The organism is Arcicella sp. BE140 (assembly GCF_031456255.1).
In the GTDB taxonomy this organism is placed as follows: Bacteria; Bacteroidota; Bacteroidia; order Cytophagales; family Spirosomataceae; genus Arcicella; species Arcicella aquatica.
Genome location: NZ_JAVDUE010000025.1, coordinates 1 through 25,463 on the forward strand (window position 1 = coordinate 1; position 25,463 = coordinate 25,463).

A 25,463-nucleotide genomic window follows, 5' to 3' on the forward strand; every position below is an offset into this window, starting at 1 on the left:
TTTCTACCAATATCTCAAAGAACTCTTTAACCTAAAAACCTACTTCCGATTTTTAAATCTCGCTAGTAATTATCTTCCTAATTACTCTAACTCTTCCCCTTTTATCAGCCCGTTGGCGTCGTTTGGGAGTGCAAAGATGTAGGATTAATTCTAAACCACCAAACACTTACACAAACTTTTTTTTAAACTTTTGTGAAATAACACATAACTACCCCCATAATACCGCTGAAAACCAAGATGTTATTAACAATAAAAAAAAAGAAACTTTTTTGAAAAAAAATGCTCAAAATGCTTCTACCTCTATATTAAGCCTATATACAAATAAAAAGTCCGCTATTAACTTTCATTTAATAGCGGACTTTTTACCTAAAATTTGAAAAAATCAAGGGACATCAAAACGAAAACCGACTCCATGAACATTGGTTAATTTGATATTTTGGTCTTTATTAAGGTATTTTCTCAAACGAGTAATGAAAACATCAAGGCTTCTGCCTTTAAAATAATCGTCGTCACCCCAAATGGCAATAAGAATTTTATCTCGCGACAGTGTCTCGTTCTTATTATTCACTAAAAAAGCTAATAAATCAGCTTCTCTATGCGTGAGGTCTTGTGTTTCGTTTTCAAAAAACAGTTTTAAATTCTTTACATCAAAAGTATATTTCCCTATGTTATGTATATTTTGATTAACTACTTGTCCAGTCTTCTTCCCTGTTCTTTTCAATATCGCTTCTATTCTTAGTACGAGCTCTTCTATACTAAATGGTTTGGTTAGGTAATCATCAGCACCCAATTTTAGCCCTTTTATTCTATCCTCTTTTAATGATTTGGCTGTTAAAAAAATAATAGGAACTTCACTACCCGTACCTCTTACAAATTCTGCAAGCGAAAATCCATCCATTTCAGGAAGCATTACATCAAAAACACAAATGTCATATTGATTATTCTGAAAAGCCTTTTGTCCAGCTTTCCCATCAGTTTGAAGGTCTATGGTGTATCCTTCTTGTTCAAGATTGTCTTTTATTACAAATCCTAGGCTATCGTCGTCTTCGACTAATAATATTTTTGTCATTCGTTTGGTTATAAGATTATCTTTCTTAATGTTTGTCGGCGCAATATATTGTGTTGCTAATGTACTTGTTTTAGCTAATATTTACAATTCGTAACGAATTGCTACTTTTGTACATATTTAATAAGTATAAAAAGTTATTCCATCACAACAGTCAATAAACAGAAAAACAATGTTCTCGTTAAAGCCCGATAAACAATATCCAAAAAAATTATATTCAAAAGCTGTAATAAGGTTTCAGGATTGCGACCCTTTAAAGCACTTAAACAATGCGAAATATTTTGATTACTTCTTTAATGCTCGTGAAGACCAAGTTGCTACTATCTATGAGTTTGATTATAACGACTATTTTGAACACAACAAAACATCATGGGTTGTTTATAATCATCAAATAGCCTACGTTAATTCTGCTAAAGTAAGCGAGAGAATCGGTATTATTTCTTCTGCTATTTATTTTAATGATGATACGCTAGTTACGGAGTTTGTAATGACAGATGAAAATTGTACACACCTAAAGGCTGTGCTGTGGACAACTTCTAAATACATCGATGTAATTACAGGCAAAAAAACTCCGCATCAACCAGAAGTAAATGCTTTTTTAACGGCTATTTGTGTAGAAGGCATCGACTTTGAACATATTAACCTTAATTCAAGAATCAAAACGATTAAACAAGAGCTATTAGCAGGAACATTTATTTAACTATTCTTCAAGGCTCGTTCTATAACTGTAGAAACATTATACTATTGAATAATCTGCTTATTACCTATGTCGGCACAGGAAATACTAAAGCAATATTGGGGTTATGATTCCTTTCGACCATTACAAGAAGATATTATTCAATCGGTAATGGATGGAAAAGACACCTTGGCATTAATGCCAACGGGTGGGGGGAAATCGATGTGTTTTCAAATCCCAGCATTGATGAACGACGGCATTTGCATCGTGGTTTCACCCTTAATTGCGCTGATTCAAGACCAAGTAAATCAGCTAAAACAAAGAAAGATTTCGGCGATTGGTATTTTTTCAGGAATGCATAAAAATCAAATTGATATTGCCTTAGATAACTGTATCTATGGTGACGTTAAATTTTTATATGTCTCGCCCGAAAGATTACAAACCACTATTTTTATTGAAAGAGTCAAACAGATGAAAGTAAATTTGTTGGCTATTGACGAAGCCCATTGTATCTCGCAATGGGGTCATGATTTCAGACCACCTTATCTGAAAATCGCTGAATTCAAAAAAAATATCCCAAACGTCCCCCTTATTGCCTTAACGGCTACTGCTACGAAAGACGTTCGTCAAGAGATTTTGATGCGACTAGAAATGGATTCGCCCTCCGTTTTCCAACAAAGCTTTGCCCGTGACAACTTATCCTACTCGGCCTTTAATGAAGAAGATAAGGAAAGGAGACTTATCAAAATTTTGCAAAATGTACAAGGCTCGTCTGTCGTGTATGTCCGCAATCGCCGAAGAACACAGGAAATTTCAGATTTATTAAATAAGAATAATATCAATACTACTTTTTATCATGCAGGATTGAGTGCTGATGAGCGTAGTAAAAGACAAGAACGCTGGATAAAAAATCAAGTTAGGACAATCGTAGCGACGAATGCCTTTGGCATGGGTATCGACAAGCCCGACGTTAGGTCTGTCATTCATATAGATTTGCCAGATACGCTAGAGGCTTATTATCAAGAAGCAGGCAGAGCAGGGCGCGATGGCGAAAAAGCGTATGCCGTAGCGCTTTTTAACTTAAAAGATATTGAAAGTTTAGAGAAAAATATTTTACAGAATTATCCACCCATTGAATTAGTTAAAAAAGTATATCAATGTTTAGGTAACTTTTTTCAATTGGCAGTGGGTGCGGGAGAGTTTTCTAGTTTTGATTTTGATTTGCTCGAATTTCAAAAACGCTTTGACCTCCCTCCTACCGAAACTTATTTTGCCTTAAAAGTTCTTGAAAATGAAGGATTCATTCAACTGTCAGATTCATTTCATAGTCCTTCAAAAATAACTTTGAAAGTCGATAACCGACAGTTATATGATTTTCAACTTCGAAATCCTAAATACGATTCCTTTATTAAACTATTGCTGAGGATGTATGGGGGAGAACTTTTCAGTACTTTCATAACCATTTCTGAAGTAAACATCGCCAAAGCTTATTCAATACCTTTGAAGGAGGTTGAAACGATGCTGTCCAATTTAGAAAAATTTGATTTGGTGATTTACGATAGACAAAAAGATAAACCTCAAGTTACCTTCCTTACTGCTCGGTATGATTCAAAAACATTGCCACTACAAATACAAGAAATTGATTATCGCAAAGCAAAAGCGTTACAAAAAGCCCAAGCAGTAGCACATTATGTACAGCATGAAACTAGGTGTCGTACACAAATTTTATTAGAATATTTCGATGAAATTACTGACGAAACTTGTGGTATTTGTGATAATTGTTTGAAGAAAAAGAAGCGTAATAAACAAGAGGTAGAAGATGAAGATTTTGCCAACAATACACGGCAGAAAATAAAACTGCTTTTGGCTAACGGGGCAATGAGTTTACAGTTAATCACTCAGATTATGCAACCACCCAATATGCAAATATTCAAAGACATCATTCGTGAAATGATTGCTGATGGGGAAATAGCTTATGATAGCGAAGGTAATTTGAAAATTTAATGTCACTGAAAAACTACCTTCCAGTGACATTCTTATATTTTATTGATAAATTCCAGCCGCTACATTTTCAGTAATCGATTTTGGGGCAAGCCAAGCCAAGAAAGCTCCAAGCTTATTGACCAAGCCCGGAATCACCTCTGTTTTTCCAGCAAACATGGCTGATACCGAAATTTTTGCTACCAATTCTGGAGTCATCGCTACCTTCTCTGCTGCCTTACGAGCCTTAGCTGGAACAGCAGCTCTATCATTAAATCCAGTATCTGTTGCACCTGGGCTAATACAAGTTACAGATACAGAAGTGCCTTTTAATTCGCCTTTTAATGCTCTTGTAAAGTTTAATACAAATATTTTAGTGGCTGCATAAACTGCCATTTTTGGTAAAGCTTGATAGGCAGTAGAGCTAGCAATATTCATGATATATGCTTTGGACTGACGTTTCAACATCGGCAAAAACACATGACACATTTCAGTAAGCGTAGCCATGTTTAGGTTCATCATATCCCTATTTTGTTCAATAGAATAGGTATCAAAATTACCCACAGAGCCATATCCCGCATTATTCACCAAGATAGCTACTTCATATTGTTTTTGTTCAACCCATTGATATACTTTTCTAGCAACATCAACCGCTGCTAAATCTACGGCTAAATAATCTACTGTTACGCCGTATTTTTCATGAATTTCAATGGCTACTTCACGAAGCAAACCTTCTGACCTTGCCACTAATAATAGATTATATTTTTGTTTAGCCAATTCTACGGCTATTTCTTTCCCGATTCCCTTGCTGGCTCCTGTAATTAGTGCGTACATGTTTGTTGTTTTGTTAGAATGCCTCAAAATTAACAAAGCCCTACCAAATGGCAGGGCTTTGTATCAAACAAATTTTAAATTATTATTTTTTTGGAGTCTTAGCTGGCGTTGCCGCTGTTCCTGTAGCAGGTGCTAAAAACTCTTTCAATTTATCTGGGTCTTCAGGCTTGATAGCAACAGCTTTATCTACATACTCTTGAATCTTAGCTGTGTCTTTCGTTACGTTTGCGTGATATCCTACTAAATATCTGTATGCTTCGTACAATTGTTCTTTATTAGCTTTTGCTAAATCAACCACTGACAAGAACTTTTCGTAGTGTGGTACTGCCAACCATTTTGTTCCAGTATAATCCACATAGTTATTAGTTCTAGCACGGAACAAATAGAATGGAGCAAATTTATCATTGATTGCAATTGCATTAGCAAACATTGAATCTGCTTTCATTCCAGTGTTATATCTGCCTAATGAATCTTCACGTGGGGTATAAGCTGTTGTAAAATAAAGAGCCATAGCAGCATTGTAGTAATCAGCACTTGCCATTGGAGCTTTCTTCTTCAATTTCCAGTCAATTGCCTTTAAAGCAAAATCTGCTGCTTTTGGATACTTTTTCTGACCATATACAATCGTATAGATTGTAGCGAAATGGTTGTTAATCGTATCTTCTGGTGCAGCTTTCAAATAATATTCAACTGCTAAAGAATCTTGTTTTAAACCTTGATATCCTTTTCCAAAATAAACGTTATCCAAATAATACGGTTTTACACCCGCTTTCACCATTTGCTCTAGGTTTTCAATACCTACTTGTGGGTTTCCTAATTCAATATTAGAATAACCTTTCATTCTAAAGATATCATTATCTTTTGCTCCACCAGCTTCCGCTTGTGTTGTAAACTGCATTGCACCTTCATAATCTTTTGCTAAGAATAATAATTTAGCAGTACTTAATAAGATTGCAGGAGTAGCCTCTGCTCTTTCAACATATTTTCTAAAGAATTTAGATGCTTCTTTATAACGGTTGAAGATGATATAATATTCACCCATTCTCTTATAATACGGAGCATAAGATGAATCTGTCTCATAAGCAGTTTGGTAGTTATTGATTGTATATTGATAGTTTTTACCTCTTAAATATACAACACCTAATCTAACATAAGCTTTTGCAGTTTTGTTGATTAAGATAGATTGCTCATAAGCTGATGCCGCTGGGCCACCATCATTTTTCAATAAAAACGCATCTCCTTTTACAATTTGCATATCAGCAGTCAAAGGCTTTTTAGTCTTTTCTGTGATCAAATCAATCAAACGAACAGCTTCCGCAGGATCATTTGTATGTTCAAACAATGTATAAGCTTCTGCAATACGGAAAATCACTTCAGCATTTTTCATCTTTGTATCAGCCAAAATTTTATCAAAAGCAGCTTTTGCACCTGCTCCGTCTTTATTTGCCAACAACAAAGTTGCTAAACCAACTGAGTTCAACGGTTGTTTAGGGTCTGTAGCAAGTCCTTTTTCAAATGTTGCTTTTGCTTCACTTAATTCTCCTGAACGTAACTGAGCATACCCTAAATAATATAAATTTTCACCAGTAGAGCTAGCCGATACTAGTGATGTAAATGTTGCTTTAGCTTTAATTGGCTGGTCTCCGTCCAACTGCGTCAAGCCTTGCTGAACAGTCTGCCCATTTACCGCAACGGCAAATAACAAACTTGCAGCCACCAACAGAGATTTAATCTTTACTTCCATTTTTTTTAAAGTTTTAGTTGTAAGTTATTAAAAGTAAGTATCTAAAATCAGGTAATTCTTTTTATTAAACAAATTTCCAAAATATCTTTTGATTTTGTAACAAAAAATAAAATTAAATTAAAAAATTGTTACAATAACTCAAAATTTTATTCGCAATCTATTCAATAAAAATATTTTATTTTGTTCTGCATTTTAATATTTCTAAAAATATTATGCCACGCTAGGTTAATCCATTTTTACTTGCCTAATCTGAAGTGGTTTTGTAAGTGGTAAAAGTCCCCCTTTCAGTACAATCAATTGTCCTTGTTCAAGACATATATAATTGATAAAACCTGTTCCTAGCCCCATGTAAGGCTCTTTTAAGATTAATCTAATTTGGCGAATTAATGGATACCTTTTTAAAGCAAGGTTATATCCAAATGGTTGATAATAATCCTCTGGATTAGTGCTACTTTTCTCTGAAACCGACATTACGTTAATTTCTTTGATAAAACCTAACGATGCAGGGTCGTCACCGTCACTGATCCAATTAGTACCAATTACGCCCATTGCATTTTTATGCGTTTTCACATATTCTATAACTTCCTTGTTCGACTTTGTTGCAAAAAAAGAAACTTTCTCTTTTTTATCTATTCCAAATTTATCTACTAAAAATGTTAAATTACTAGAATTTGAACCATCAAAAACCAGTACAATATCTTCGCCACTACCACTTTTGCTAATCTCAGACCATTTCTTTTTTTCCCCTTTCATGATTCCCGCAATATCATTCACAGTTATCATCGTATCACGATTAGCTTTGTTAGTAATCAAGGCTAAAGCATCACCTGCAAATTTAAAACTCCTGTAGGTAACTTTATCGTCAGTATAAATTTTCTTCTCTGCATCATTCAGTTCTCGTGTTATTACAGCTACTCTAGCTTTATCATTTAATAACATTGCTACTGCTTCACCCTCTTGTTTATATACTAAATTGATTTTTGTATATGGATAGGTCTGTTCAAAAGCCATTTTCTCAGCTTCCATGATGGGTTGAAAAGACTCATCAACAGCAACAGTAATCTCTCCTTTGGCTGGGCCATCTAATTCTTTACCATCTTTTCCTGTGTTTTTTCCACAAGAAAACAAAGTAGCGGTTAGTAGAATCGAATAAGATAGATTTAATATAGTTTTCATGGTTTTTGTGATTGTTTATTTCTTCTCGTCATAATATGAATACTCCTCTTTATCGTCGTCGTCTTCATCTTTCAATTTGGTGTAAACTCTCCATGCTCTAAAAATGCCATATATTACAAGTAATGCACCCAAAGCATATGCATACCAAGAAGAAGGCAACATCATCTGTGCAAAAGTTGATTGAGGGTTAAGTATCAAAAGTAATCCAATCACAGCGTATGAAAGGGCCATTAATACATTAACAAGTAAAAAAATTCTACTGGGCATGTTTTGATGTTTAATATAAAACGATAATCACAACCTAATCTAATACATTTCTCATAGAAAAAAACAAAAACTGATTCCTATTGAAAAATGAAACCTGCCAGTTTCCTGACAGGTTTTCATTGTATCTTAATGCTAAATAATATAATTATTCAGATAGCACGAAGCTAATTGGTACTGTAAATCTTGAACGTACTGCACGACCAGACTGTTTACCTGGTGTCCATTTCGGTACAGATTTAATTACTCTAACAGCTTCTTCATCGCAACCAAAACCTACTGATTTAAGTACATCTACGTTTTGGATACTACCATCAGTATTTACAACGAATTGGATATATACTTTACCAGAAACGTTAGCACGCTGCGCTGCTGCTGGGTATTTCAAGTTTTTCTGCAAGAATTTAGCGAATGCACCCATACCACCTGGGAATTCAGCTTGTTGTTCTACCGCAGTAAAGATTTCTTCCTCTTTTGGCTTTGGTGGTTCAACTGGCGCTTCTGGCGCTGTACCTCTTGCATCTGGATCTACTGGCGGGCCAGCATCTTCAGTTTCACCTTTCACAGTTTCAGCAGCCGTATTACCTTTTACTTCTTCTGGTGGTGGTTCAGGTTTTGTTACCTCTTCATCTTTTTTGATTTCAGGAGGTAAGAATTTTGTCGTCGTCACCTTTGGTAATTCTTTTGGTGGTGGCGGCGGTGGTGGTGGTGGTGGTGGTGGTGGTGTTTTATTCTCTGGTGGTGGCTGATCAATTTTCATTACTTCAGCTGTTACCTCAGTTTTAGTTTTTTCTAGTTGCTCATTAATTTTATTATAAATAAATGACAATGCAAAAAGAGATGAAACCGAAGCTATACCAATTATCAGAGAACGTGAAACCACTTTCGGATAAGATTTTCTTAAGAGATAAGCACCATATTCTTTGTTCTTATTCTTAAAAATAATGTCATCCAACGTTGCATTTTGGCTTATTACGTTTGACATAATTCCTGATGTTAATACTGTTAATGTTTCTTAATTTGAATCAAAACCTTCAAATTAAATTTTCATTGAACTAAGATAAAACTATTAATTTAGTTTTCAAAATTTTGTCAACTATTTTTTTAGTTTTACCGTGATTTTTTCTTAAAGACCAGACTTTTTGATTAGCTTTTCAGAATCTGGATCTATTTCAAGGATTGCATAACGCTTGTTACTTGTAATAGCACATTCGTCTAGCAAATCTACCATGTTCTTGTATTTAGCTCCTTTAGTAGCTTTAATAACAATCGTAAAATTATCACCGATTCTTCTTTTGTAGTCGAACAAAACAGCTCTAATTCCGTCTTTAGAATAATTTGTTTTCTGAAGTTGAGTTGTTGCCTCTGTTGGCAAACCTTGATAGTAATATACTTTCTCGGCATCCGGCATAACAGTTAAGGTTTCAGACATTTTAACTTCTGATTTTTCCTCCTTTTCTGTTTTATCAGGCATATTCAACTGCATTACTACGGGCTTTGCTAACGTCGTGGTTAACATAAAAAAGGTAATCAATAAGAAACCCAAATCTACCATGGGAGTCATGTCAATTTTGGTTGACGCTTTCTTCGCGCGTTTCTTACCGCCTTTTTTGCCCCCACCGTCTTGACTTATTTCTGCCATTGTATTGGGGTTTTAATTGTTGGTAGTTAATGATACTCAGAGAGTTTTAGCTTTATAAGACCCTGCCTTTCAAAGAGAGGCAGGGTTAAAACTACTGAGTACAACTAAATAAAATCTATTGAGGTCTACCTTCAGGAGATGTAACCAATTGGAATGTGTTAATATTCTGTTCCTGCAAAGTACCAACTACTTGGTTGAACACTTTATAGTTTGAGTTAGCATCACCTTTAATAGCTACTTTTAATCCTGGATTAGAAATTTTAGCATAACTAACCCAAAGGAAAAGTTCATTATTGGCTGAATCGCAAGGAATACCTTTCAAATATCCTTTTGCTTTCGCATCTGATGGCTTTACACTTAAAACCTGACGCATAGCGCCTGCTGGATAACCTACGATTTCTGAAGCGTCATAGTTCTTCTTCATTTCCGCAGATACTGGAACAGATAGGCGGTTTGCCATTCTTTCCAACATATAATCCTTAGCAGCTTTGTCGTCTGTTCCTAAAAAAATACCACCTTCAGGACTTACTGAAATAGTAAGGATTCCTTTTTCGCCAGTTATTGTTTTCTCTGAAATAGATGACGGAGGAACGATTGTTACGGCTTCTTCAGGTTTAAACTTCGCAGTAAGCATGAAGAAAGTAAGTAACAAGAACGCCACATCGCACATCGCTGTCATGTCTAGAGAAACACTTTGTCGTTTTGCTTTAACTTTTGGCATAATCTTGTTTAGTTATAAGTTGTTTGATATGAGTTATAAGATTAACCTATAACACTTAGCGCTTAACACATAACTATTAATTATGGTGAGTTGCGTAGTTTTGGTTAATGCTCAAACCAATTTCATCAACACTGTAAGTTAATTCGTCAATTTTAGACGTAAAGAAGTTATAAGCAATGATACAAACTGCTGAAGTACCGATACCTAATGCCGTGTTGATAAGGGCTTCAGAGATACCATTTGCTAAGGCAGTTGAATCTGTTGATCCTCCTGAGTTACCTAAAGCCGAGAACGCTTTAATCATACCAACTACTGTTCCTAAAAGACCGATTAGCGTAGAAACTGATGCTAACGTTGCAATAATAGTTAAGTTTTTCTCTAACATTGGCAATTCCAATGAAGTAGCTTCTTCAACTTCTTTGCTAAGAGCAGCTAATTTTTGTTCTTTGTCCAATGAACCATCACTTGTCAACTGCTTGTATTTTTTAACAGCAGCTAAAGTAACGTTTCCTACTGAACCTTTTTGTTTGTCACATTCTTTCAAAGCTGCATCAGTATCATCTTTGTCAAGAAGAGACTGAATTTTGCGAACGAATGCATTAACATCACCACTACCTTTCGCTTTACTAATTGTAATTAGACGCTCGATAGAGAATGTCAAAGCTGTCAAGAAACAAGTTAAAAGGATTGGTACAATATCACCACCTTTAAATGCAAGAGCAAGGTAATCTCCTTGGTGTGGGTGACCTGCGTTCGTTCCACCTTCAAAACGAGATCCATCTCCCATTACAAAACGGAAAAATAATTGGGCAATAACAAAAAGAATTAAAATAATCAAGCCTGCTGAAATGCCGCCTGATTTTTTTTGAGCTGGTGCTGCTGGTTTAGCAGCTGGAGTTTTTGCTTGTGTACTCATTAGTTTGGTAATTTTTGGGTTTAAGTTAAAAAACAGTTTTAGGTGAATTTTAAAATAAAAATAATGAAAATAACCTAAAGACAAAAGATTCTTTTGAAATAACTTGTTTTAGGTAATGACAAAACTAACACAAAAATCTTTTAATTATGATACCACGTATATGAAGTTTTTTTAAAAAAATATTCAACAAAACCTATGTATTGTACTATAACAATAAATACATGCATTTTAAAACATATTTGCAGGACTATTTCAAGAATTTGACTTTACGAAGAATGTATATAACTTTTCAATGATTATCTTTTTTTTATAAAAACTCTCTAAGTATTGATTCTAGCAAGGCTATTCCCTGAGTATTTTCTCTAATTTTTTGGTAGTCTAAAATACCTATCATTTTTTCAAGGCGTTCATTTTCTCCATTTATAAGTACCTTAATACTTTCTGATTTATCTAATAAATTGGTAAGTAATGACATCAATTGTTTGATGCTACTTCCTTCTTCGGTATCCAGAAAAACAAGTATTTTTGGCGACTCTTTTACTAGTTTAATAGCATACTGAATCGTTAAATTATCAGAAAAATTATCAATATCATAAACCATCACCGAAGGCTTTGATAGCTTTACAAAATCGACAAAAGTATTGGTATATTTGATATTTAACTGACTATTTCGTAGTTGGATATATAAAAAAAGGCTAGACATTTTATCGTTTTTATGAATTTTAAAATGAGATGGTCTAATTTATTAACAATTAAAATAACAAATACCGTAACTTTGGTTCAATCATTTGCAGTATCCCCCAAAAGCGTATGTCGAAGGTATATCATTATAACAAAGAAAATGTTCGTAGAAAAACAGGAGCATCCTCGTTAAAGGATGCCATAGAAGATATGCTTGAGCTATATAAAATTCGTTCTAAGTTTAACGAAACTTATATCGTTGCTTATTGGGAAAAAATCATGGGTTCTCCGATTGCCTCCAGGACAACCCAAATTTATATTAAAGACGGAAAATTGTTTATTCAACTAGATTCCGCTCCGCTTCGAAATGAACTATTGATGGCAAAAAATAAAATCGTTGAGCTTATCAATAAAGAAGTAGGAGAAAAAATCATTCAGGATGTTGTATTCTTATAATTAGGCACTCTTCAACCTGAGCTATTGTCTCTGAACTTCTTTTAGTTTATTTTTTAAGCTGAAATACTTGATGATAAACACAATCGCTAAGACCAACGACAACCCCAACAAAGCAATATATACGCCTTGGTATTTTTCAATCTCTTCTAGCATTTGATGATTCTCTTTTGAAAAACCCTTATGTCTTTCTGTCAATTCTACTAAATCATGATTCTTTTGGGTAAGGTCATTATTTTGCTGAATCAGTTCATTATATTTTTCAGTAAAAGCAGCAGTAGCATTGGATTGCTGGCTTTGATATTCATTTAAGATTTCATTGTCTTTATCAATAATTTCATTGAGGGCATCTATCGTCTTTTGCATATCATCCTTCGAACGATTACCAAAAAGTCCTGTCGATAGGTTTTCTGATTCCTTGTATTTTTGATATAGCGTTTGTCTTTCAGTAGTAAGGTCTTTTATTTTATCCTGAGCATTACTTTTAGTAAATACAAAGCACATTAAGAATAATAAAATGAAATTTTTCATCGACTAATTAATTGTAATGATAGTTGAATATTGTTTAATAAAAATCCCACAAGTATTTTGAATTGCTTGCGGGATTGATAACGATATGCGATATGCTTCAATTATAAAGAATGTGACTGATAATCAAGTTCAAGGATTTCAGAAATATCTAATAATTTAATATTATAACGCTGAAACGCTGGCGTATCAAAATCTTCAGAATCAGTTGGCATTTTGGTTGCAAAATCTTCAATCATTTTTCGCAATCTTGGTGTATCGTCTTCTCTTGGAGGAAAAACGTGCTTAATAGGTTGTTTTTCTTCTTCTATTACTTCGTCCTCATCTTCCTTATACTCTTCATCTTCCACAACATTTGAAGGCTGTAAAGATACGGGTTCTACTTTGACTCCTTTTTTTGCATGATTACCGTTGACAGGTTGTTTCAAAGGTGTACGCACGGGTCCATCTGGTAAATCAAACCCTGCTGCTATTACCGTGATACTCATATCATCCCCCAAGTTGTTATCAATGATAAAACCGAGTTTAAATCCAGCAGGAGAATTTCCGATAGCTTCCATGATATGGGCGGTAATAGCTGTTTGTTCTTTTACTGCCATTACTTTCTGGTCACTTGTAGCAATCGTTACTAATACACGTTTCGCACCTTTAATATCACGGTTGTTTAATAACGGCGAATCAAGGGCTTTTTCAATAACTTCTTTAGCTCTGTTTGGTCCTTTAGCAGTAGCCGTACTCATTACAGCTTGCCCAGCGTTGCTTAATACCTTTTTAACATCCTTAAAGTCAGCATTTATCTTACCAGATTTTGTAATTACCTCCGCTACTGATTTTGCAGCATTAGCCAGTACATCATCTGCATGTTCAAAGGCTTCTAAGATGTTTAAATCTTCATAAATTTCTAATAATTTATCGTTCAATACTACCAAAACAGTATCACAAGTACGCTGTAATTCAGCAATTCCTCGGTTAGCCGCTTCAATTTTTTCAGTACCTTCCCACGAGTATGGAGCTGTTACAATCGCTACTGTTAGTATATCCAATTCTTTGGCTATTCTCGCAATTTCTGGGGCTGCTCCTGTTCCAGTACCTCCACCCATACCAGCCGTAATAAAAACCATTCTGGTACTTGGTTGTAACAATGCTTTAATCTGAGCTTCACTTTCCAGCGCGGCTAGTCTTCCTTGTTCTGGTTCTGTTCCAGCACCAAGTCCTTCTGTCAAAATTTCGCCTAATTGTAATTTTACAGGAACTTTATTATCATTCAGGGCCTGTAAGTCGGTATTACACACTACAAAATCGACGTCATCAATCCCCATTTCGAACATGTGACTAACAGCATTACTTCCTCCTCCGCCGACACCAATCACTTTAATGATATTGTCTTTTGTCTCAGATGAAATTTCAATATTATGATGAAAAAAATCCATATTATAAATTATTATTAAGGATTAATTAATTACTAAATAGCCCGTATTATTTGTCTTGAAAATCAGTTGAATACACTATTATTCTTCTGCTCCCCATCGCCATTCTCTACCAAGCTCTAACTCTTTTTTCAGGTTTTGTTTTATAAAAAAATCTCTTGTCGAGTAAAAATCTAATTTTTTCGCTGGCACCTTATCCACATTGGCTATTCCATACAACATCATCGTTGTGTACCTTACGGTATTAACCATTTCGTTCTTGTTAATCAAATCAAAACGGTCGCAATTGGCATGATAACATCCTACCGCATCAGGCGAGATTCCTCCAATCGGAGATGCCGTCGGTATTCCTTCCAACATAAAGCTTTGATGGTCTGAATGAAGCCCTGCTTGGTTAATAATATTATTTTTATATTCGGGTACAGCCTTTTGCATACACTCTCCTATTTTTGTAAACAACGACACCATTTCATCTCTACCTGCCGTATTAAATCCATTCGCATTATTAGCCATATCGAGATTGAACATAAACACCACTTTCTCTAGTGAATTATTACGTTTACTTTTCTCAATCATTGCTTTTGAGCCTAGCAAACCTTCTTCTTCTCCCATGAACATGACAAACTCTATCGTTCTTTTAGGTTTTAGATTTAATGCTTTGAAAGTACGGGCAATATCCAAAATAGAAAACGAACCTATGCCATTATCAAGCGCGCCAGTGGCCAAATCCCAAGAATCAAGGTGTCCGCCAATTACTATTTTCTCGTCACGGTATTTTTTATTGTCTCCCTTGATAGTAGCGATAACATTTCGAGCTTTAATCATTTTACTAAAGTTCTTCATGTCTATTACGCCCATCAGGTTAGGCTGCTCACTCATCCAAGAGCGGATTTTGATGCCACTCTCTAATGACACACACACTGCTGGAATCGCTATTAGGCTTCCAGTAACCGAAGCTGTACCAGTTAGTAGTACATTTCCTTTTACTGTGTTGACAAAAATAACCCCTGCTGCACCATATTGCATGGCTAGGGCTGTTTTTTCAGAACGGTGTAAATTCCGAGTTCCTTTAAATGGGGCTAACAATCCGAGGTTTACTAAGGCTATTTTTCCTGTTAATTGGTCTTTTACTGCTTGAAAATCTGGTTCTAATCCATTCCCTACATCCACGAGTTCAGCAGTTACTTTGGCTTCAACGGGTGTCATTGCCAATGAAACTACTTCTATGTCATGGAAGTTATCACTTTTTTTAGGGGCAATTGCTAACGTCACGGTATCCCTTGACCAAGCCTCTACTTGAAATGGCTGATATTTTACATCTTTAAAACCATAAGATTTTAATAAGTTATAAGTATACTCCTCAGCCCTTTTACCATTAGCACTGCCTGTAAGGCGGTGTCCGATTGTTTTACAAGCGTCTCCTAACGTTTCGTAAGCCCTACTATTGGCTACTACTTCATCATTGATTCGCCTGAATGTTTCTATTAATTCTTCATCTTCATTTCCTAAAGGTTGAAATGCAGCGGTCGAAGTAATAAGGATTAGAATAAGAAAAACGTAAAGGTTTATTTTCATTTTGTCTGTTGTGAAATAGGAAATAATAGTGGAATTTACAAAAAAACTTGACAAACTCTAGCATATTTAAAATAAGAATGAGTCCCTATTAATACCTATTATTGGTGTCCTTTAAATAATTACTTATTATTCAGACTATACTGTTGAGGATATATCTCTTTTTGATATTTTTCCCAGTTCCCTTTACGGTAGTGGTTATCTCCAAAAAAAGTAACTATCTGATGAAATTGTTGAGCTTCTTGATAACCTGCCACTGGCTGAATCATATTAAATTGCTCATCTAAATACACTATCGTCGGGAAACTCATCTTTCCTTGTAAAAGCGCAACACCTGCCTGATTGTACCCATTTTCCCAGATATATTGTTGTTTGCCAATTCTGATGGTATCCTTCATTTCAGCATCCAATTTTACAGCATAATATTTTTGATTGACAAATTCAGCTACTTTTTCATCCGTAAAAGTTTTTTGATCCATCACCTTGCACCAACCGCACCAGCCTGTATATACATCAATTAAAATTTTTCTTGGCTCTTTTTGAGTAGCCGCATACGCTTGCTCCAAAGTCATCCAATTAATTTTGGCTTTGTTTGCTTTAGGAACAAGGCTAGTGTTGGGTGCTGTATTCGCAGCGATTTGTGCTTTCCCAGCAAAAGCTATCAGGGATATAAGAAAAGTAAAGAATATATTTTTCATGTTTTATAAGTTGGTCTTGCTTTGTGAGATTTTTATCTAAAACGGTTTTCTCCTTTTTAGCAAAGATAATTGGATAAAGTAATTTTAATTATATTGTACTTTAAGATATTTTATTGAATCCGAGGTCCAACTTTCTGAAAGATTGTCTTTAGTACTTTCAGATTTTAGCTAAATAGCCTTTTTATACCTTAGCAATTTACAAAAGGTTTGTTTTCCTTACAAAGATTTTTGAGTAAACGGTCAACTGTTTTATTTTCACTCATTATCTTTAACTGTTTTTGACTTCAAATAAATTCATGGCTATACTTCGACACAAAAAAAGTAAACTTGTTGAGGCTGAAGAAAAACGTAGAGATTTAGGCTTTGGCACTCAAATTACTGACCCTGACACTAGGCTCCTCAATAAAGATGGTAGTTTTAATGTTAAAAGAATTGGTGGTAATTTCTGGGGACGCTATAATATATTTAATGAGCTTATTATCTGTTCATGGAAACGCTTTTTTATCCTCATTGTTGCCTTTTACTTAATATTGAATTTTATCTTTGCCTGCCTTTATCAAGCCGTAGGAATTGAACACCTACAAGGTGTGGATTTAACGACCAAAGGCTCGGGCTTTATGGATGCCTTCTTCTTTTCTTCACAAACACTAACTACTGTTGGTTATGGAAGAATTGCCCCCGTTGGTTTTTGGGCAAGCACTATCGCGGCTATTGAATCGCTATTAGGCTTGTTGATTTTTGCCTTGGCTACTAGTTTACTTTATGGCCGTTTTTCAAGGCCAGTTGCCAGAATCTTATATTCCGACAAAGCTATTATTGCGCCTTATCTGGACATTACGGGCTTTATGTTTAGAATTGTGAACGAACAAGATAATCAGTTAATCGATTTACAAGTTGAACTGGCGGTATCCATGCTAAGAAATGAAAGCAAAGGAAAAACAGTGAGGAGGTATTACGGACTAAAATTAGAAAGAAGCAAAGTCAATTTTTTCCCGGCTAATTGGACTATAGTGCATCCGATTACAGAAGATAGTCCGCTGTTTGGCTTGACTAAAGAGGATTTGTTATCAAGTGACGCTGAGTTTTTAGTATTGCTGAAAGCTACAGAAGAGACTTATAATCAAACGGTAAATTCTCGTACTTCTTTTCATGCACGTGAAGTAGTAGTAGGTGCGAAATTTCTTCCTATGTTTAGCGATGTTCCAGGTGCTGGAGTAGTAACGCTAGACTTACGTAAATTATCAGATATTCAGGATGCGACTCTATCAAGTGAGCTATAAAACTGAAATAAAACAAAAAATAAGGCGATTCTGTATCAGTAATTCGCCTTTATCATTATAAAATGATTCAACCAAAAGCATTACAAAAAGGAGATACTGTTGGCCTAGTAGCATTGGCATGCAAAGTAGATTTTGAATTAATAAAACCTGCTATTGAGGTAATAGAAAAGGTATGGGGGCTAAATGTAGTGTTGGGTACTTCATTGACTAGTAAGTATCATCAATTTGCAGGAACTGATAAAATCAGGGCTAATGATTTCCAGATGATGCTAGATGACCCTAATATCAAAGCCATTATATCGGCAAGAGGTGGTTATGGTAGCTCACGGTTATTAGATAGGATAGACTTCTCACAATTCATTCAACATCCTAAATGGGTTACTGGGTTTTCAGATATTACGGCTGTATTGTGCCATATCCATAATCTGAATATTGAAAGTATTCACGCTACCATGCTTAAATTATTTATGCAAGATGGTGGTGAATATGCGTTAGAAACCTTCAGAAAAGTGCTTTTTGGCGAATCCCTAGACTATCATATCCCAGCGAATGCTTTAAATAAAGTAGGTATTGCCCAAGGGCAATTAGTAGGAGGTAATTTAGCGATGTTGACTCATATCATTGGTTCAAACTCTGATATTGATACGACAGGGAAAATATTGTTTCTGGAAGACGTAGGTGAATATTTATACAGCATCGACCGTATGATGATTCAGCTAAAACGTTCAGGTAAATTAAAATCCTTGGCAGGTCTGATTGTAGGGCATTTTTCTGACTTGGAAGACAATGAAGTACAATTCGGAAAAACAGCTAATCAGATTATCGAGGATGCCGTTGCTGAATATAGTTTCCCTGTATGTTATGATTTCCCTGTTGGTCACGAACCTACCAACTGGGCAATGCCTTGTGGCAGAGAAGTGATATTAACAGTAGAAAACAATGGTGTTTGGGTAAAAGATGCTGTAAATGAATCATTAATTTAAAATCAGTATGAACAAATCGGCACTTAGGAAACATTATTTAGCTCAACGAAAAGCACTCGGTCAGGAAAGTATCACCGAAAAGAGTCAAGCTATTTGCGATTTGTTCTTTCAGCATTTCAATCTTTCTACGATTGAATATCTTCATATTTTTCTGCCTATTATCAGGCATCATGAAATTAATACTTTTTTGATAATTGACAGAATTCAGCAGGAATTTCCTCACGTACAATTAGTTGTGCCCAAAAGTATTCCTGAAACCAACGAGATGGAACATTTTCTATACGATAAAAGTCAATTGGTTGAAAACAAGTGGGGTATTCCAGAGCCTATTCCAACTATTCCCGTTTTGCCTATTGATATTTCAATGGTAATCGTTCCGTTATTGATTTTCGATATAGCAGGCAACCGTGTGGGCTATGGCAAAGGTTTTTATGATCGGTTTCTTAAGCAATGTGCTCCAGACCTCATTACAATTGGCTTATGCTTAGAAGAACCCATTGACAACATTGAGGATGTAAACGAATTTGATGTAAAAATCAATTATTGTATTAGTCCAAATAGACTATATTCCTTCGGATAGAAGTAAAATTTCAATAAAAAACAAGAATTCCTACAAATTTACTCTACTATTCCCAGCAGATTCCTTTTCTCTTCCAACTTTATCAAGTAATTTTGCAAACTTTTTATTTTCCCTGACTTTCAAAGGAAATTAAATTTCAATGATTCTGACGACTATTCAACGCTGTGATTTTTTTGAACGATAAATCACAGGAAAGAAGCCATGAAAACTAAGATTTTAATATGCTTTTTGTTATGTATAGGTTTTAAAACCTTTGCTCAGGAAGAAAAAAGAACTTTGTATCCGATTTCAGTTAAGCGACAATTGTTTGGCGTAAAATTTATTTATGACAGACAGATTATTGATAACGCAGCGGCCTTACAAATACCCTTGTTGCAAGCCAGAGACCCCAAAGTAAGTGTGGAGTTCCTGACTTATAAACAGCAACAAAAGCTAGTTAAGCTAATCAATATTATTCCTGCGGGGGTTTCGCTTTATACAGTTTTTAATAGAGATAAAGTATCAAGCGGTTTTTATTGGTCAACAGTCGGCAGTACTTTATTGATTTCGACCTATTTAAATGTAAAAGCAAATATGCATTTATCTAATGCGATTAATCGTTATAATGAGGTTATCCGCAATAACGAAATCGGGCTAAATGTACAAACAACACCAGACCATCAGGCGATAGTGGGGGTTGGATTAAAGCATAATTTTTAAGTATTTTTTTATATAATCAATTAATAATCAATTTTTAAAATGAAAGTAGCAGTAGTCGGAGCCACAGGTTTGGTCGGTGGCGAAATCCTTAAAGTGTTAGCGGAACGTAACTTCCCAGTAACAGAAATCATCCCAGTTGCCTCTGAGCGTTCAGTAGGTAAACAGGTAGAATTTAAGGGTAAACAGTACACCGTTGTTGGTTTTGATGATGCTATTAAGATGAAACCAAACGTGGCGATTTTCTCGGCAGGTGGTGGTACATCTTTGGAATTAGCTCCGAAATTTGCAGCGGCAGGGATTACAGTAGTAGATAATTCTTCAGCTTGGAGAATGGACCCTACTAAAAAACTAGTAGTACCAGAAATTAATGCGTTTACATTAACATCAGAAGATAAAATCATTGCTAACCCGAATTGTTCTACAATTCAGATGGTTGTAGTGTTGAACCCTTTACACAAAAAATATAAAATCAAACGTGTTGTTGTGTCTACGTATCAATCAGTAACAGGAACGGGCAAAGCGGCAGTTGATCAATTATTCGCAGAACGTGAAGGTCGTACAGATGTACCTGCGGTATATCCACACAAAATTGATTTGAACGTTTTACCACACATTGATTCATTCTTGGATAATGGTTATACCAAAGAAGAGATGAAAATGGTGAATGAAACCAAGAAAATCATGTTGGATGATTCTATCGCGGTAACAGCTACTACAGTGCGTATCCCAACGATTGGTGGACACTCTGAAGCAGTAAATGTTGAATTTGAAAATGACTTCGACGTAGAAGAAGTAAAAAATATTTTAGCAAATGAAGAGGGCGTAATCTTACAGGATGACCCTAAGAATTTTGTATATCCAATGCCTATTAATGCACATGGTAAGGATGAGGTTTTTGTTGGACGTATCCGTCGTGATGAAACACAACCTAATACCATCAATATGTGGATTGTAGCGGATAACCTTCGTAAAGGTGCTGCTACTAACGCTGTGCAAATTGTAGAGTATTTGGCTAAAAACAATCTTATTTAGTAGTTTACAGGTTTGTTTGATAGTGAAATGAAAGCCGAGATAATTATCTCGGCTTTTTATTTTTTGGTAGGTTTGGGGATGTTAGACATTAGATACAAGACTTGATGATAAAGGACTTTAGGACTGGAAGAGATTGAATTTACCACGGTTTAAAACCTATCGATTACCCACATCTTTTAAAAAAATTGAAATGAAGATGTGATTATTGATAAAATGGTTTTAAATCGCCTCTCAAACCTCATCCCCCAGCCCCTTCTCCTTCAGAGAAGGGGTGTAGACTTTGGTACTTAAAGCTCCCATCTCTGAAGGAGAGGGGTTGGGGGTGAGGTTAATTCATATTGATTACCAATTATTTATATACTTGTGGGTAATCGATAGGGTTTAAAACCCCAACTTTCTTCAGTCTTAAAGTCTTGTGTCTAACGTCTATAATCTTACCTCCTCAAGTCTACCCTCCTCCCCTCAATTTTGTTTTATGCGTTGCAAAATGTAAGTTTGGGTAAACTAAAATCCATACTTCATCCATGAAACGCTATTTTTTACTTACCATACTCAGTCTCACTCTTTTGTCTGCCTTCTCGCAAAATGTTTTAGTAGAAAAAACACGTGAATTTCGTAAAGCGAATGAAGATCGTCTTTTGAATGAATTCATGGGACTGCTGTCTATTCCTAATGTAGTGTATGATACCGTCGGCATTCAGAAAACGGCTAACTATATCGTAAAAATGATGGAGGAAAGGGGTATCAAAGCTCAAAAGTTAGATGCCAAAACCAAAGGTGTTCCTCCTGCTATTTTTGGCGAAGTAATTGTGCCTAATGCTACAAAGACATTGGTGTTCTATGCTCATTACGACGGTCAGCCAGTAAACCCAAACCAATGGGCAGAAGGTATAAAGCCTTTTGAAGCGGTTTTCTTAAATGGGTCTTTGGAAAAGGGCGGAACAATTATTCCTACGCCTAAGGCCACAGAAAGTATCAATCCCGAATGGCGAATTTATGGTCGCAGTGCTTCTGATGACAAAGCAGGAGTTTTTACCATTCTGTCAGCTTATCAGGCTATGACAAAAATGGGTATTAGTCCGAAAGTTAATTTGAAATTCTTTTTTGAAGGAGAAGAAGAAGCGGGTTCTACACACTTGGAAGAAATTTTAGATAAGCATAAAGATAAACTCAAAGCAGACCTCTGGGTAATTTGTGATGGGCCAGTACATCAATCTGGACGCAAACAGGTTGTGTTTGGTGTACGCGGAGATGTAAATATTGAAATAAAGGTATATGCCTCAAAACGACCACTCCATAGTGGACATTATGGCAACTGGGCTCCCAATCCTGCTAATTTATTAGTTAATCTATTGGCATCTATGAAAGATGAAAAAGGTAAAGTATTAATCAAAGATTTTTATGATGATGTTACACCTTTAACAGCCTTAGAAAAACAAGCTTTAGCTAATATTCCTCCTCCCGACGAACAAATGAAAAATGAATTGGGTTTTGTCCGTGCCGAAGGTGATGGTAGGTCATTAGCAGAATTAATTAGTTTGCCTTCTTTAAATATCAATGGCATAGCCAGTGCCAATGTTGGTAAAATGGTAGCCAATATTATTCCTACCTCGGCTACAGCGGCTTTAGACTTACGCTTGGTGCTAGGAAATGATGCTCAACGACAGGTACAAAAAGTAATTAATCATATCAAAGCTCAAGGCTATTATGTCACGACCAACGAAAGTATTACAGACGAAGAGCGTTTAAAATATCCACTCATTGCCCGTGTACAAGCCAAAGATGGATACAATGCTCAACGGACTAAAATGGATTTGCCAATCGCTCAACTTATCATTAAAGCTGTGCAGAGTACTTCTAAAGAGGACATCGTGTTGATGCCAAGCTCAGGTGGAAGTTTGCCTCTGTATTTATTTGGCAAATATTTGTCAACTACTACCATTACTGTACCTATTGCCAATCATGACAATAACCAGCATGCTGAAAATGAAAACATCAGAATACAAAACCTTTGGAACGGACTTGAAACGTATGTAGCATTGATGAATATTCAATAAATTGAACAGTATAATTATAGTGAATATCAGCTTTTTGAAATTATAATCCATAACTATTACTTATCTTTAACCATCTAAATAAACCCTTTTAATAATGAAAAAACGTCACCAAGTGCTGTTAGTACTTGCTATTTTATCTGTCATAACTTTTCTAGACCGTATTGCATTTTCTACCGCAGGAGAACGTATCACAAAAGAACTAGGACTTTCGCCCGTACAATGGGGCTGGATTTTAGGCTCATTTACTTTAGCTTATGCCCTTTTTGAAGTTCCTACAGGTTTATTGGGTGATAAAATCGGGGCAAAATCGGTTCTGATTAGAGTAGTATTATGGTGGTCGTTTTTTACGGTATTAACGGGTTTCTCCACTGGTTTTGTCATGCTCCTTGGTATTAGGTTTCTATTTGGCATTGGCGAAGCGGGTGCATATCCTAATATTGCTATTGCCTTGGCAAAATGGTTTCCTGCTAACGAACGTGGACAAGCCCAAGCCATCATTTGGGGTGCTTCGCGTTTAGGGGCTGGTTTAACACCGCTAGTAGTTATCCCAATTCAACAGCGGTATGGTTGGGAGGCATCTTTCTATGTATTAGGCTTTGTAGGCGTAATTTGGGTGATTTTCTGGTACTTTTGGCATAAAGAAGACCCCACGCAGGCAAAAGATATTTCAAAGAGTGAGTTAGATGAAATCTTAGCGAAGCGTCAATTAGATAATCATGCAGATAAAGTACCTTTTAGGAAATTTCTGAAAAGTAAAAACTTATGGTTTCTGATGGGAATGTACGCTTGCTATGCAACAGGCATTTATTTCTTTCAAACGTGGTTGCCTAAATACTTGCAACAAGGTAGAGGGGTCAGCGAAGACCAACTAAAATATATCAGTTCTATCGCTTTTTTATTAGCAGCCTTTGGTTGTTTTATGGGTGGTTTTATTAGCGATATTTTAGTAAAGAAGTATGGTAAGAAATGGGGACGAAGAATTGTTCCGATGATTGGTATGGGTATTTCAGGTATATTTTTAATTATCTCGGCGCTTACAGCAAATAATACTGTTGCTATTATTCTGCTTTCCTTGGGCATGGCTTTTATGGATGTGACTGCGCCAGTAGCTTGGGCTGTTTCAATGGATATTGGAGGAAAAAGAAGTGGGTCAATTTCTGGAGCCATGAATTCAGCAGGATTATTAGTTGCTTATTTAAACACCGTAAGTTTTGGGTATCTAGTGACTAATTTTGGGTACAATTTCCCTGTGTTGTTACTTGGCATCATCGTAATCATTGGTGCATTTTTATGGTTAAAAATTAATGCCGAAGAAACTATAGAGTATAGATTATGATTATACTTTTGTAGTAGAAATCTGTGGAGGATATTTTACCCGCTGATTTCAGAGATTTGAAACCGCTGATTTAAAGTTTCGATAAATTAAATTCTCCATCATCTGCGTAAGTTTTCAGCGTAAATCTGCGGAAGATATTTTACCCGCTGATTTAAAGTTGTGATAAATTAAAAATCTCCGTCATCTGCGTAAGTTTTCAGCGTAAATCTGCGGGTAAAAAAAATAGACAAAAAAGCTCAACGCTTAAAAATACTACTATGGAAAACGAACAACATCAAGACGATAAGCTCGACCGTATCATCGAGGCTAGAATGAAATTGAAAGCTCGTTTTGAAGAAAAAATGAAAGCGACGCCTTCAATGGCTGATTCAAAACCTCAAGGAAAGGGGCCTATCAATAGGCACGGTATGCCAACTACTCCAGTGGGACAAACCCTAACTGTTAAATGGCCTGTCTTAGATTTGGGGTATCAACCAAAAATCCCTTTAGACAAATGGCGATTGATTATTGATGGCGAAGTAGAAAAACCATTGATATTAACATGGGATGATTTTATGGCTTTGCCACAAACGGAGGATGTATCAGATTTTCACTGTGTAACTACTTGGTCTAAACTAGATATGGTATGGCAAGGCGTACGTTTGTTAGATTTAGCGGCCTTAGTACAACCCAAAGAAACTGCCACGCACATAATGTGTTATGGCTATGACACTTATACAACGAATGTGTCATTAGAAGAAGCCCTAAAGCCAGATGTATTGTTAGTGCATACCGTAGACGGTCAACCTTTGGCTGTAGAACACGGTGGACCATTACGGATGATTACGCCACAATTATATGCTTGGAAAGGCTCTAAGTGGATTAAAAGAATAGAATTCATGCCTAAAAACAAGTTAGGTTTTTGGGAAGAAAGAGGCTATTCAAACACGGCTTATCCTTGGAGGAATGATAGATATAGTTAGTGATTTTTTAGTTGTGAATGAGTGAGTTGTGAGTTAGTGATTTAAAAAATAAAATAATTTTGGGATAATTGATTTACGACGAAGCTCCTTTTAAATTGTTCAATCACTAGCTTACAATTAAAAAACCTAACTCACAATTCACTAACTCACAACTAA

General features: G+C 35.7%; 25 protein-coding genes. 11 read left to right on the forward strand and 14 right to left on the reverse strand.

The window, feature by feature from the left end; genetic code table 11:
• Positions 1-382: 382 nt before the first annotated feature.
• Positions 383-1,069 carry a response regulator transcription factor gene (locus tag J2Y60_RS23595; RefSeq protein ID WP_309924494.1) on the reverse strand — a complete coding sequence of 229 codons (687 nt, stop codon included), beginning with the start codon at positions 1,067-1,069 and terminating at the stop codon, positions 383-385.
• Positions 1,070-1,238: 169 nt separating this feature from the next.
• On the opposite strand from J2Y60_RS23595, the gene J2Y60_RS23600 reads away from it, so the two are divergent.
• Together J2Y60_RS23600 and J2Y60_RS23605 are read left to right on the forward strand one after the other, a co-directional pair.
• Positions 1,239-1,766, forward strand: coding sequence for an acyl-CoA thioesterase (locus tag J2Y60_RS23600; protein ID WP_309924495.1), 528 nt, complete (start codon positions 1,239-1,241; stop codon positions 1,764-1,766).
• A gap of 66 nt (positions 1,767-1,832) precedes the next feature.
• Positions 1,833-3,746 (forward strand): ATP-dependent DNA helicase RecQ, encoded by a 1,914-nt coding sequence (locus J2Y60_RS23605; protein ID WP_309924497.1) that lies wholly within the window; start codon positions 1,833-1,835, stop codon positions 3,744-3,746.
• 39 nt (positions 3,747-3,785) lie between these two features.
• Here J2Y60_RS23605 and J2Y60_RS23610 read toward each other — a convergent pair whose 3' ends face one another.
• From J2Y60_RS23610 to J2Y60_RS23650, 9 genes are all read right to left on the reverse strand, one after another.
• The gene (locus tag J2Y60_RS23610; RefSeq protein ID WP_309924499.1) at positions 3,786-4,556 is read right to left on the reverse strand and encodes an SDR family oxidoreductase; all 771 of its coding nucleotides are present in this window, start codon (positions 4,554-4,556) and stop codon (positions 3,786-3,788) included.
• Positions 4,557-4,638: 82 nt separating this feature from the next.
• Complete coding sequence (locus J2Y60_RS23615) at positions 4,639-6,300, reverse strand: tetratricopeptide repeat protein (protein WP_309924501.1); 1,662 nt, start codon at positions 6,298-6,300, stop codon at positions 4,639-4,641.
• 225 nt (positions 6,301-6,525) lie between these two features.
• Complete coding sequence (locus J2Y60_RS23620; RefSeq protein ID WP_309924502.1) at positions 6,526-7,476, reverse strand: substrate-binding domain-containing protein; 951 nt, start codon at positions 7,474-7,476, stop codon at positions 6,526-6,528.
• Between the two features lie 15 nt (positions 7,477-7,491).
• The gene (locus J2Y60_RS23625) at positions 7,492-7,743 is read right to left on the reverse strand and encodes a hypothetical protein (RefSeq protein ID WP_309924504.1); all 252 of its coding nucleotides are present in this window, start codon (positions 7,741-7,743) and stop codon (positions 7,492-7,494) included.
• Positions 7,744-7,888: 145 nt separating this feature from the next.
• Complete coding sequence (locus J2Y60_RS23630) at positions 7,889-8,725, reverse strand: TonB family protein (protein ID WP_309924506.1); 837 nt, start codon at positions 8,723-8,725, stop codon at positions 7,889-7,891.
• A 141-nt stretch (positions 8,726-8,866) separates the two neighbouring features.
• Positions 8,867-9,382, reverse strand: coding sequence for a biopolymer transporter ExbD (locus J2Y60_RS23635; protein ID WP_309924507.1), 516 nt, complete (start codon positions 9,380-9,382; stop codon positions 8,867-8,869).
• Positions 9,383-9,497: 115 nt separating this feature from the next.
• On the reverse strand, positions 9,498-10,103 hold the full coding sequence (locus tag J2Y60_RS23640; protein WP_309924509.1) for a biopolymer transporter ExbD: 606 nt from the start codon (positions 10,101-10,103) through the stop codon (positions 9,498-9,500).
• A gap of 76 nt (positions 10,104-10,179) precedes the next feature.
• Positions 10,180-11,019: a MotA/TolQ/ExbB proton channel family protein gene (locus tag J2Y60_RS23645; protein WP_309924511.1), complete on the reverse strand. Its 840-nt coding sequence runs from the start codon at positions 11,017-11,019 to the stop codon at positions 10,180-10,182.
• A 307-nt stretch (positions 11,020-11,326) separates the two neighbouring features.
• Complete coding sequence (locus J2Y60_RS23650) at positions 11,327-11,722, reverse strand: hypothetical protein (protein ID WP_309924513.1); 396 nt, start codon at positions 11,720-11,722, stop codon at positions 11,327-11,329.
• A gap of 107 nt (positions 11,723-11,829) precedes the next feature.
• Between J2Y60_RS23650 and J2Y60_RS23655 the strand changes: the two genes are divergently transcribed.
• Entirely contained in the window at positions 11,830-12,156 is a 327-nt protein-coding gene (locus tag J2Y60_RS23655) for a DUF721 domain-containing protein (RefSeq protein WP_309924515.1), read from the forward strand.
• A 21-nt stretch (positions 12,157-12,177) separates the two neighbouring features.
• Here the strand turns inward: J2Y60_RS23655 and J2Y60_RS23660 are convergent, their stop codons facing one another.
• The 4 genes from J2Y60_RS23660 to J2Y60_RS23675 form a co-directional block, all read right to left on the reverse strand.
• On the reverse strand, positions 12,178-12,684 hold the full coding sequence (locus J2Y60_RS23660) for a hypothetical protein (RefSeq protein ID WP_309924517.1): 507 nt from the start codon (positions 12,682-12,684) through the stop codon (positions 12,178-12,180).
• Positions 12,685-12,785: 101 nt separating this feature from the next.
• Positions 12,786-14,111, reverse strand: coding sequence for a cell division protein FtsZ (gene ftsZ, locus J2Y60_RS23665; protein ID WP_309924521.1), 1,326 nt, complete (start codon positions 14,109-14,111; stop codon positions 12,786-12,788).
• 78 nt (positions 14,112-14,189) lie between these two features.
• Positions 14,190-15,683 carry a M20/M25/M40 family metallo-hydrolase gene (locus J2Y60_RS23670; RefSeq protein WP_309924523.1) on the reverse strand — a complete coding sequence of 498 codons (1,494 nt, stop codon included), beginning with the start codon at positions 15,681-15,683 and terminating at the stop codon, positions 14,190-14,192.
• A gap of 119 nt (positions 15,684-15,802) precedes the next feature.
• Positions 15,803-16,378 (reverse strand): DUF255 domain-containing protein, encoded by a 576-nt coding sequence (locus tag J2Y60_RS23675; RefSeq protein ID WP_309924526.1) that lies wholly within the window; start codon positions 16,376-16,378, stop codon positions 15,803-15,805.
• A 296-nt stretch (positions 16,379-16,674) separates the two neighbouring features.
• Between J2Y60_RS23675 and J2Y60_RS23680 the strand changes: the two genes are divergently transcribed.
• The 8 genes from J2Y60_RS23680 to J2Y60_RS23715 all read left to right on the forward strand — a co-directional run bounded on the left by J2Y60_RS23680 (position 16,675) and on the right by J2Y60_RS23715 (position 25,307).
• Positions 16,675-17,658, forward strand: a complete 984-nt coding sequence (locus tag J2Y60_RS23680) for an ion channel (protein WP_309924528.1) — start codon at positions 16,675-16,677, stop codon at positions 17,656-17,658.
• Positions 17,659-17,720: 62 nt separating this feature from the next.
• Entirely contained in the window at positions 17,721-18,641 is a 921-nt protein-coding gene (locus J2Y60_RS23685) for an LD-carboxypeptidase (RefSeq protein ID WP_309924529.1), read from the forward strand.
• A 7-nt stretch (positions 18,642-18,648) separates the two neighbouring features.
• A complete protein-coding gene (locus J2Y60_RS23690; RefSeq protein ID WP_309924531.1) occupies positions 18,649-19,221 on the forward strand; it encodes a 5-formyltetrahydrofolate cyclo-ligase in 573 nt (190 codons plus the stop codon).
• A 201-nt stretch (positions 19,222-19,422) separates the two neighbouring features.
• Complete coding sequence (locus tag J2Y60_RS23695) at positions 19,423-19,920, forward strand: hypothetical protein (protein WP_309924533.1); 498 nt, start codon at positions 19,423-19,425, stop codon at positions 19,918-19,920.
• A gap of 39 nt (positions 19,921-19,959) precedes the next feature.
• Positions 19,960-20,952 (forward strand): aspartate-semialdehyde dehydrogenase, encoded by a 993-nt coding sequence (locus J2Y60_RS23700; RefSeq protein WP_309924535.1) that lies wholly within the window; start codon positions 19,960-19,962, stop codon positions 20,950-20,952.
• A gap of 524 nt (positions 20,953-21,476) precedes the next feature.
• Positions 21,477-23,009 (forward strand): M20/M25/M40 family metallo-hydrolase, encoded by a 1,533-nt coding sequence (locus tag J2Y60_RS23705; RefSeq protein WP_309924537.1) that lies wholly within the window; start codon positions 21,477-21,479, stop codon positions 23,007-23,009.
• Between the two features lie 94 nt (positions 23,010-23,103).
• Complete coding sequence (locus tag J2Y60_RS23710) at positions 23,104-24,345, forward strand: MFS transporter (RefSeq protein ID WP_309924539.1); 1,242 nt, start codon at positions 23,104-23,106, stop codon at positions 24,343-24,345.
• A gap of 257 nt (positions 24,346-24,602) precedes the next feature.
• Positions 24,603-25,307 (forward strand): sulfite oxidase-like oxidoreductase, encoded by a 705-nt coding sequence (locus tag J2Y60_RS23715; RefSeq protein WP_309924540.1) that lies wholly within the window; start codon positions 24,603-24,605, stop codon positions 25,305-25,307.
• The last annotated feature ends 156 nt before the right edge of the window (positions 25,308-25,463 follow it).

Excerpts from the sequence above, each read along its gene's own strand:
- J2Y60_RS23650 (WP_309924513.1), bottom strand. The coding sequence starts at position 11,722 with ATGTCTAGCCTTTTTTTATATATCCAACTACGAAATAGTCAGTTAAAT.
- J2Y60_RS23595 (WP_309924494.1), bottom strand. The coding sequence starts at position 1,069 with ATGACAAAAATATTATTAGTCGAAGACGACGATAGCCTAGGATTTGTA.
- J2Y60_RS23705 (WP_309924537.1), top strand. The coding sequence starts at position 21,477 with ATGAAACGCTATTTTTTACTTACCATACTCAGTCTCACTCTTTTGTCT.
- J2Y60_RS23605 (WP_309924497.1), top strand. The coding sequence starts at position 1,833 with ATGTCGGCACAGGAAATACTAAAGCAATATTGGGGTTATGATTCCTTT.
- J2Y60_RS23620 (WP_309924502.1), bottom strand. The coding sequence starts at position 7,476 with ATGAAAACTATATTAAATCTATCTTATTCGATTCTACTAACCGCTACT.
- J2Y60_RS23710 (WP_309924539.1), top strand. The coding sequence starts at position 23,104 with ATGAAAAAACGTCACCAAGTGCTGTTAGTACTTGCTATTTTATCTGTC.
- J2Y60_RS23685 (WP_309924529.1), top strand. The coding sequence starts at position 17,721 with ATGATTCAACCAAAAGCATTACAAAAAGGAGATACTGTTGGCCTAGTA.
- J2Y60_RS23600 (WP_309924495.1), top strand. The coding sequence starts at position 1,239 with ATGTTCTCGTTAAAGCCCGATAAACAATATCCAAAAAAATTATATTCA.
- J2Y60_RS23675 (WP_309924526.1), bottom strand. The coding sequence starts at position 16,378 with ATGAAAAATATATTCTTTACTTTTCTTATATCCCTGATAGCTTTTGCT.
- J2Y60_RS23630 (WP_309924506.1), bottom strand. The coding sequence starts at position 8,725 with ATGTCAAACGTAATAAGCCAAAATGCAACGTTGGATGACATTATTTTT.
- J2Y60_RS23700 (WP_309924535.1), top strand. The coding sequence starts at position 19,960 with ATGAAAGTAGCAGTAGTCGGAGCCACAGGTTTGGTCGGTGGCGAAATC.
- J2Y60_RS23625 (WP_309924504.1), bottom strand. The coding sequence starts at position 7,743 with ATGCCCAGTAGAATTTTTTTACTTGTTAATGTATTAATGGCCCTTTCA.
- J2Y60_RS23655 (WP_309924515.1), top strand. The coding sequence starts at position 11,830 with ATGTCGAAGGTATATCATTATAACAAAGAAAATGTTCGTAGAAAAACA.
- J2Y60_RS23615 (WP_309924501.1), bottom strand. The coding sequence starts at position 6,300 with ATGGAAGTAAAGATTAAATCTCTGTTGGTGGCTGCAAGTTTGTTATTT.
- ftsZ (WP_309924521.1), bottom strand. The coding sequence starts at position 14,111 with ATGGATTTTTTTCATCATAATATTGAAATTTCATCTGAGACAAAAGAC.
- J2Y60_RS23660 (WP_309924517.1), bottom strand. The coding sequence starts at position 12,684 with ATGAAAAATTTCATTTTATTATTCTTAATGTGCTTTGTATTTACTAAA.
- J2Y60_RS23715 (WP_309924540.1), top strand. The coding sequence starts at position 24,603 with ATGGAAAACGAACAACATCAAGACGATAAGCTCGACCGTATCATCGAG.
- J2Y60_RS23670 (WP_309924523.1), bottom strand. The coding sequence starts at position 15,683 with ATGAAAATAAACCTTTACGTTTTTCTTATTCTAATCCTTATTACTTCG.
- J2Y60_RS23680 (WP_309924528.1), top strand. The coding sequence starts at position 16,675 with ATGGCTATACTTCGACACAAAAAAAGTAAACTTGTTGAGGCTGAAGAA.
- J2Y60_RS23635 (WP_309924507.1), bottom strand. The coding sequence starts at position 9,382 with ATGGCAGAAATAAGTCAAGACGGTGGGGGCAAAAAAGGCGGTAAGAAA.
- J2Y60_RS23640 (WP_309924509.1), bottom strand. The coding sequence starts at position 10,103 with ATGCCAAAAGTTAAAGCAAAACGACAAAGTGTTTCTCTAGACATGACA.
- J2Y60_RS23610 (WP_309924499.1), bottom strand. The coding sequence starts at position 4,556 with ATGTACGCACTAATTACAGGAGCCAGCAAGGGAATCGGGAAAGAAATA.
- J2Y60_RS23645 (WP_309924511.1), bottom strand. The coding sequence starts at position 11,019 with ATGAGTACACAAGCAAAAACTCCAGCTGCTAAACCAGCAGCACCAGCT.
- J2Y60_RS23695 (WP_309924533.1), top strand. The coding sequence starts at position 19,423 with ATGAAAACTAAGATTTTAATATGCTTTTTGTTATGTATAGGTTTTAAA.
- J2Y60_RS23690 (WP_309924531.1), top strand. The coding sequence starts at position 18,649 with ATGAACAAATCGGCACTTAGGAAACATTATTTAGCTCAACGAAAAGCA.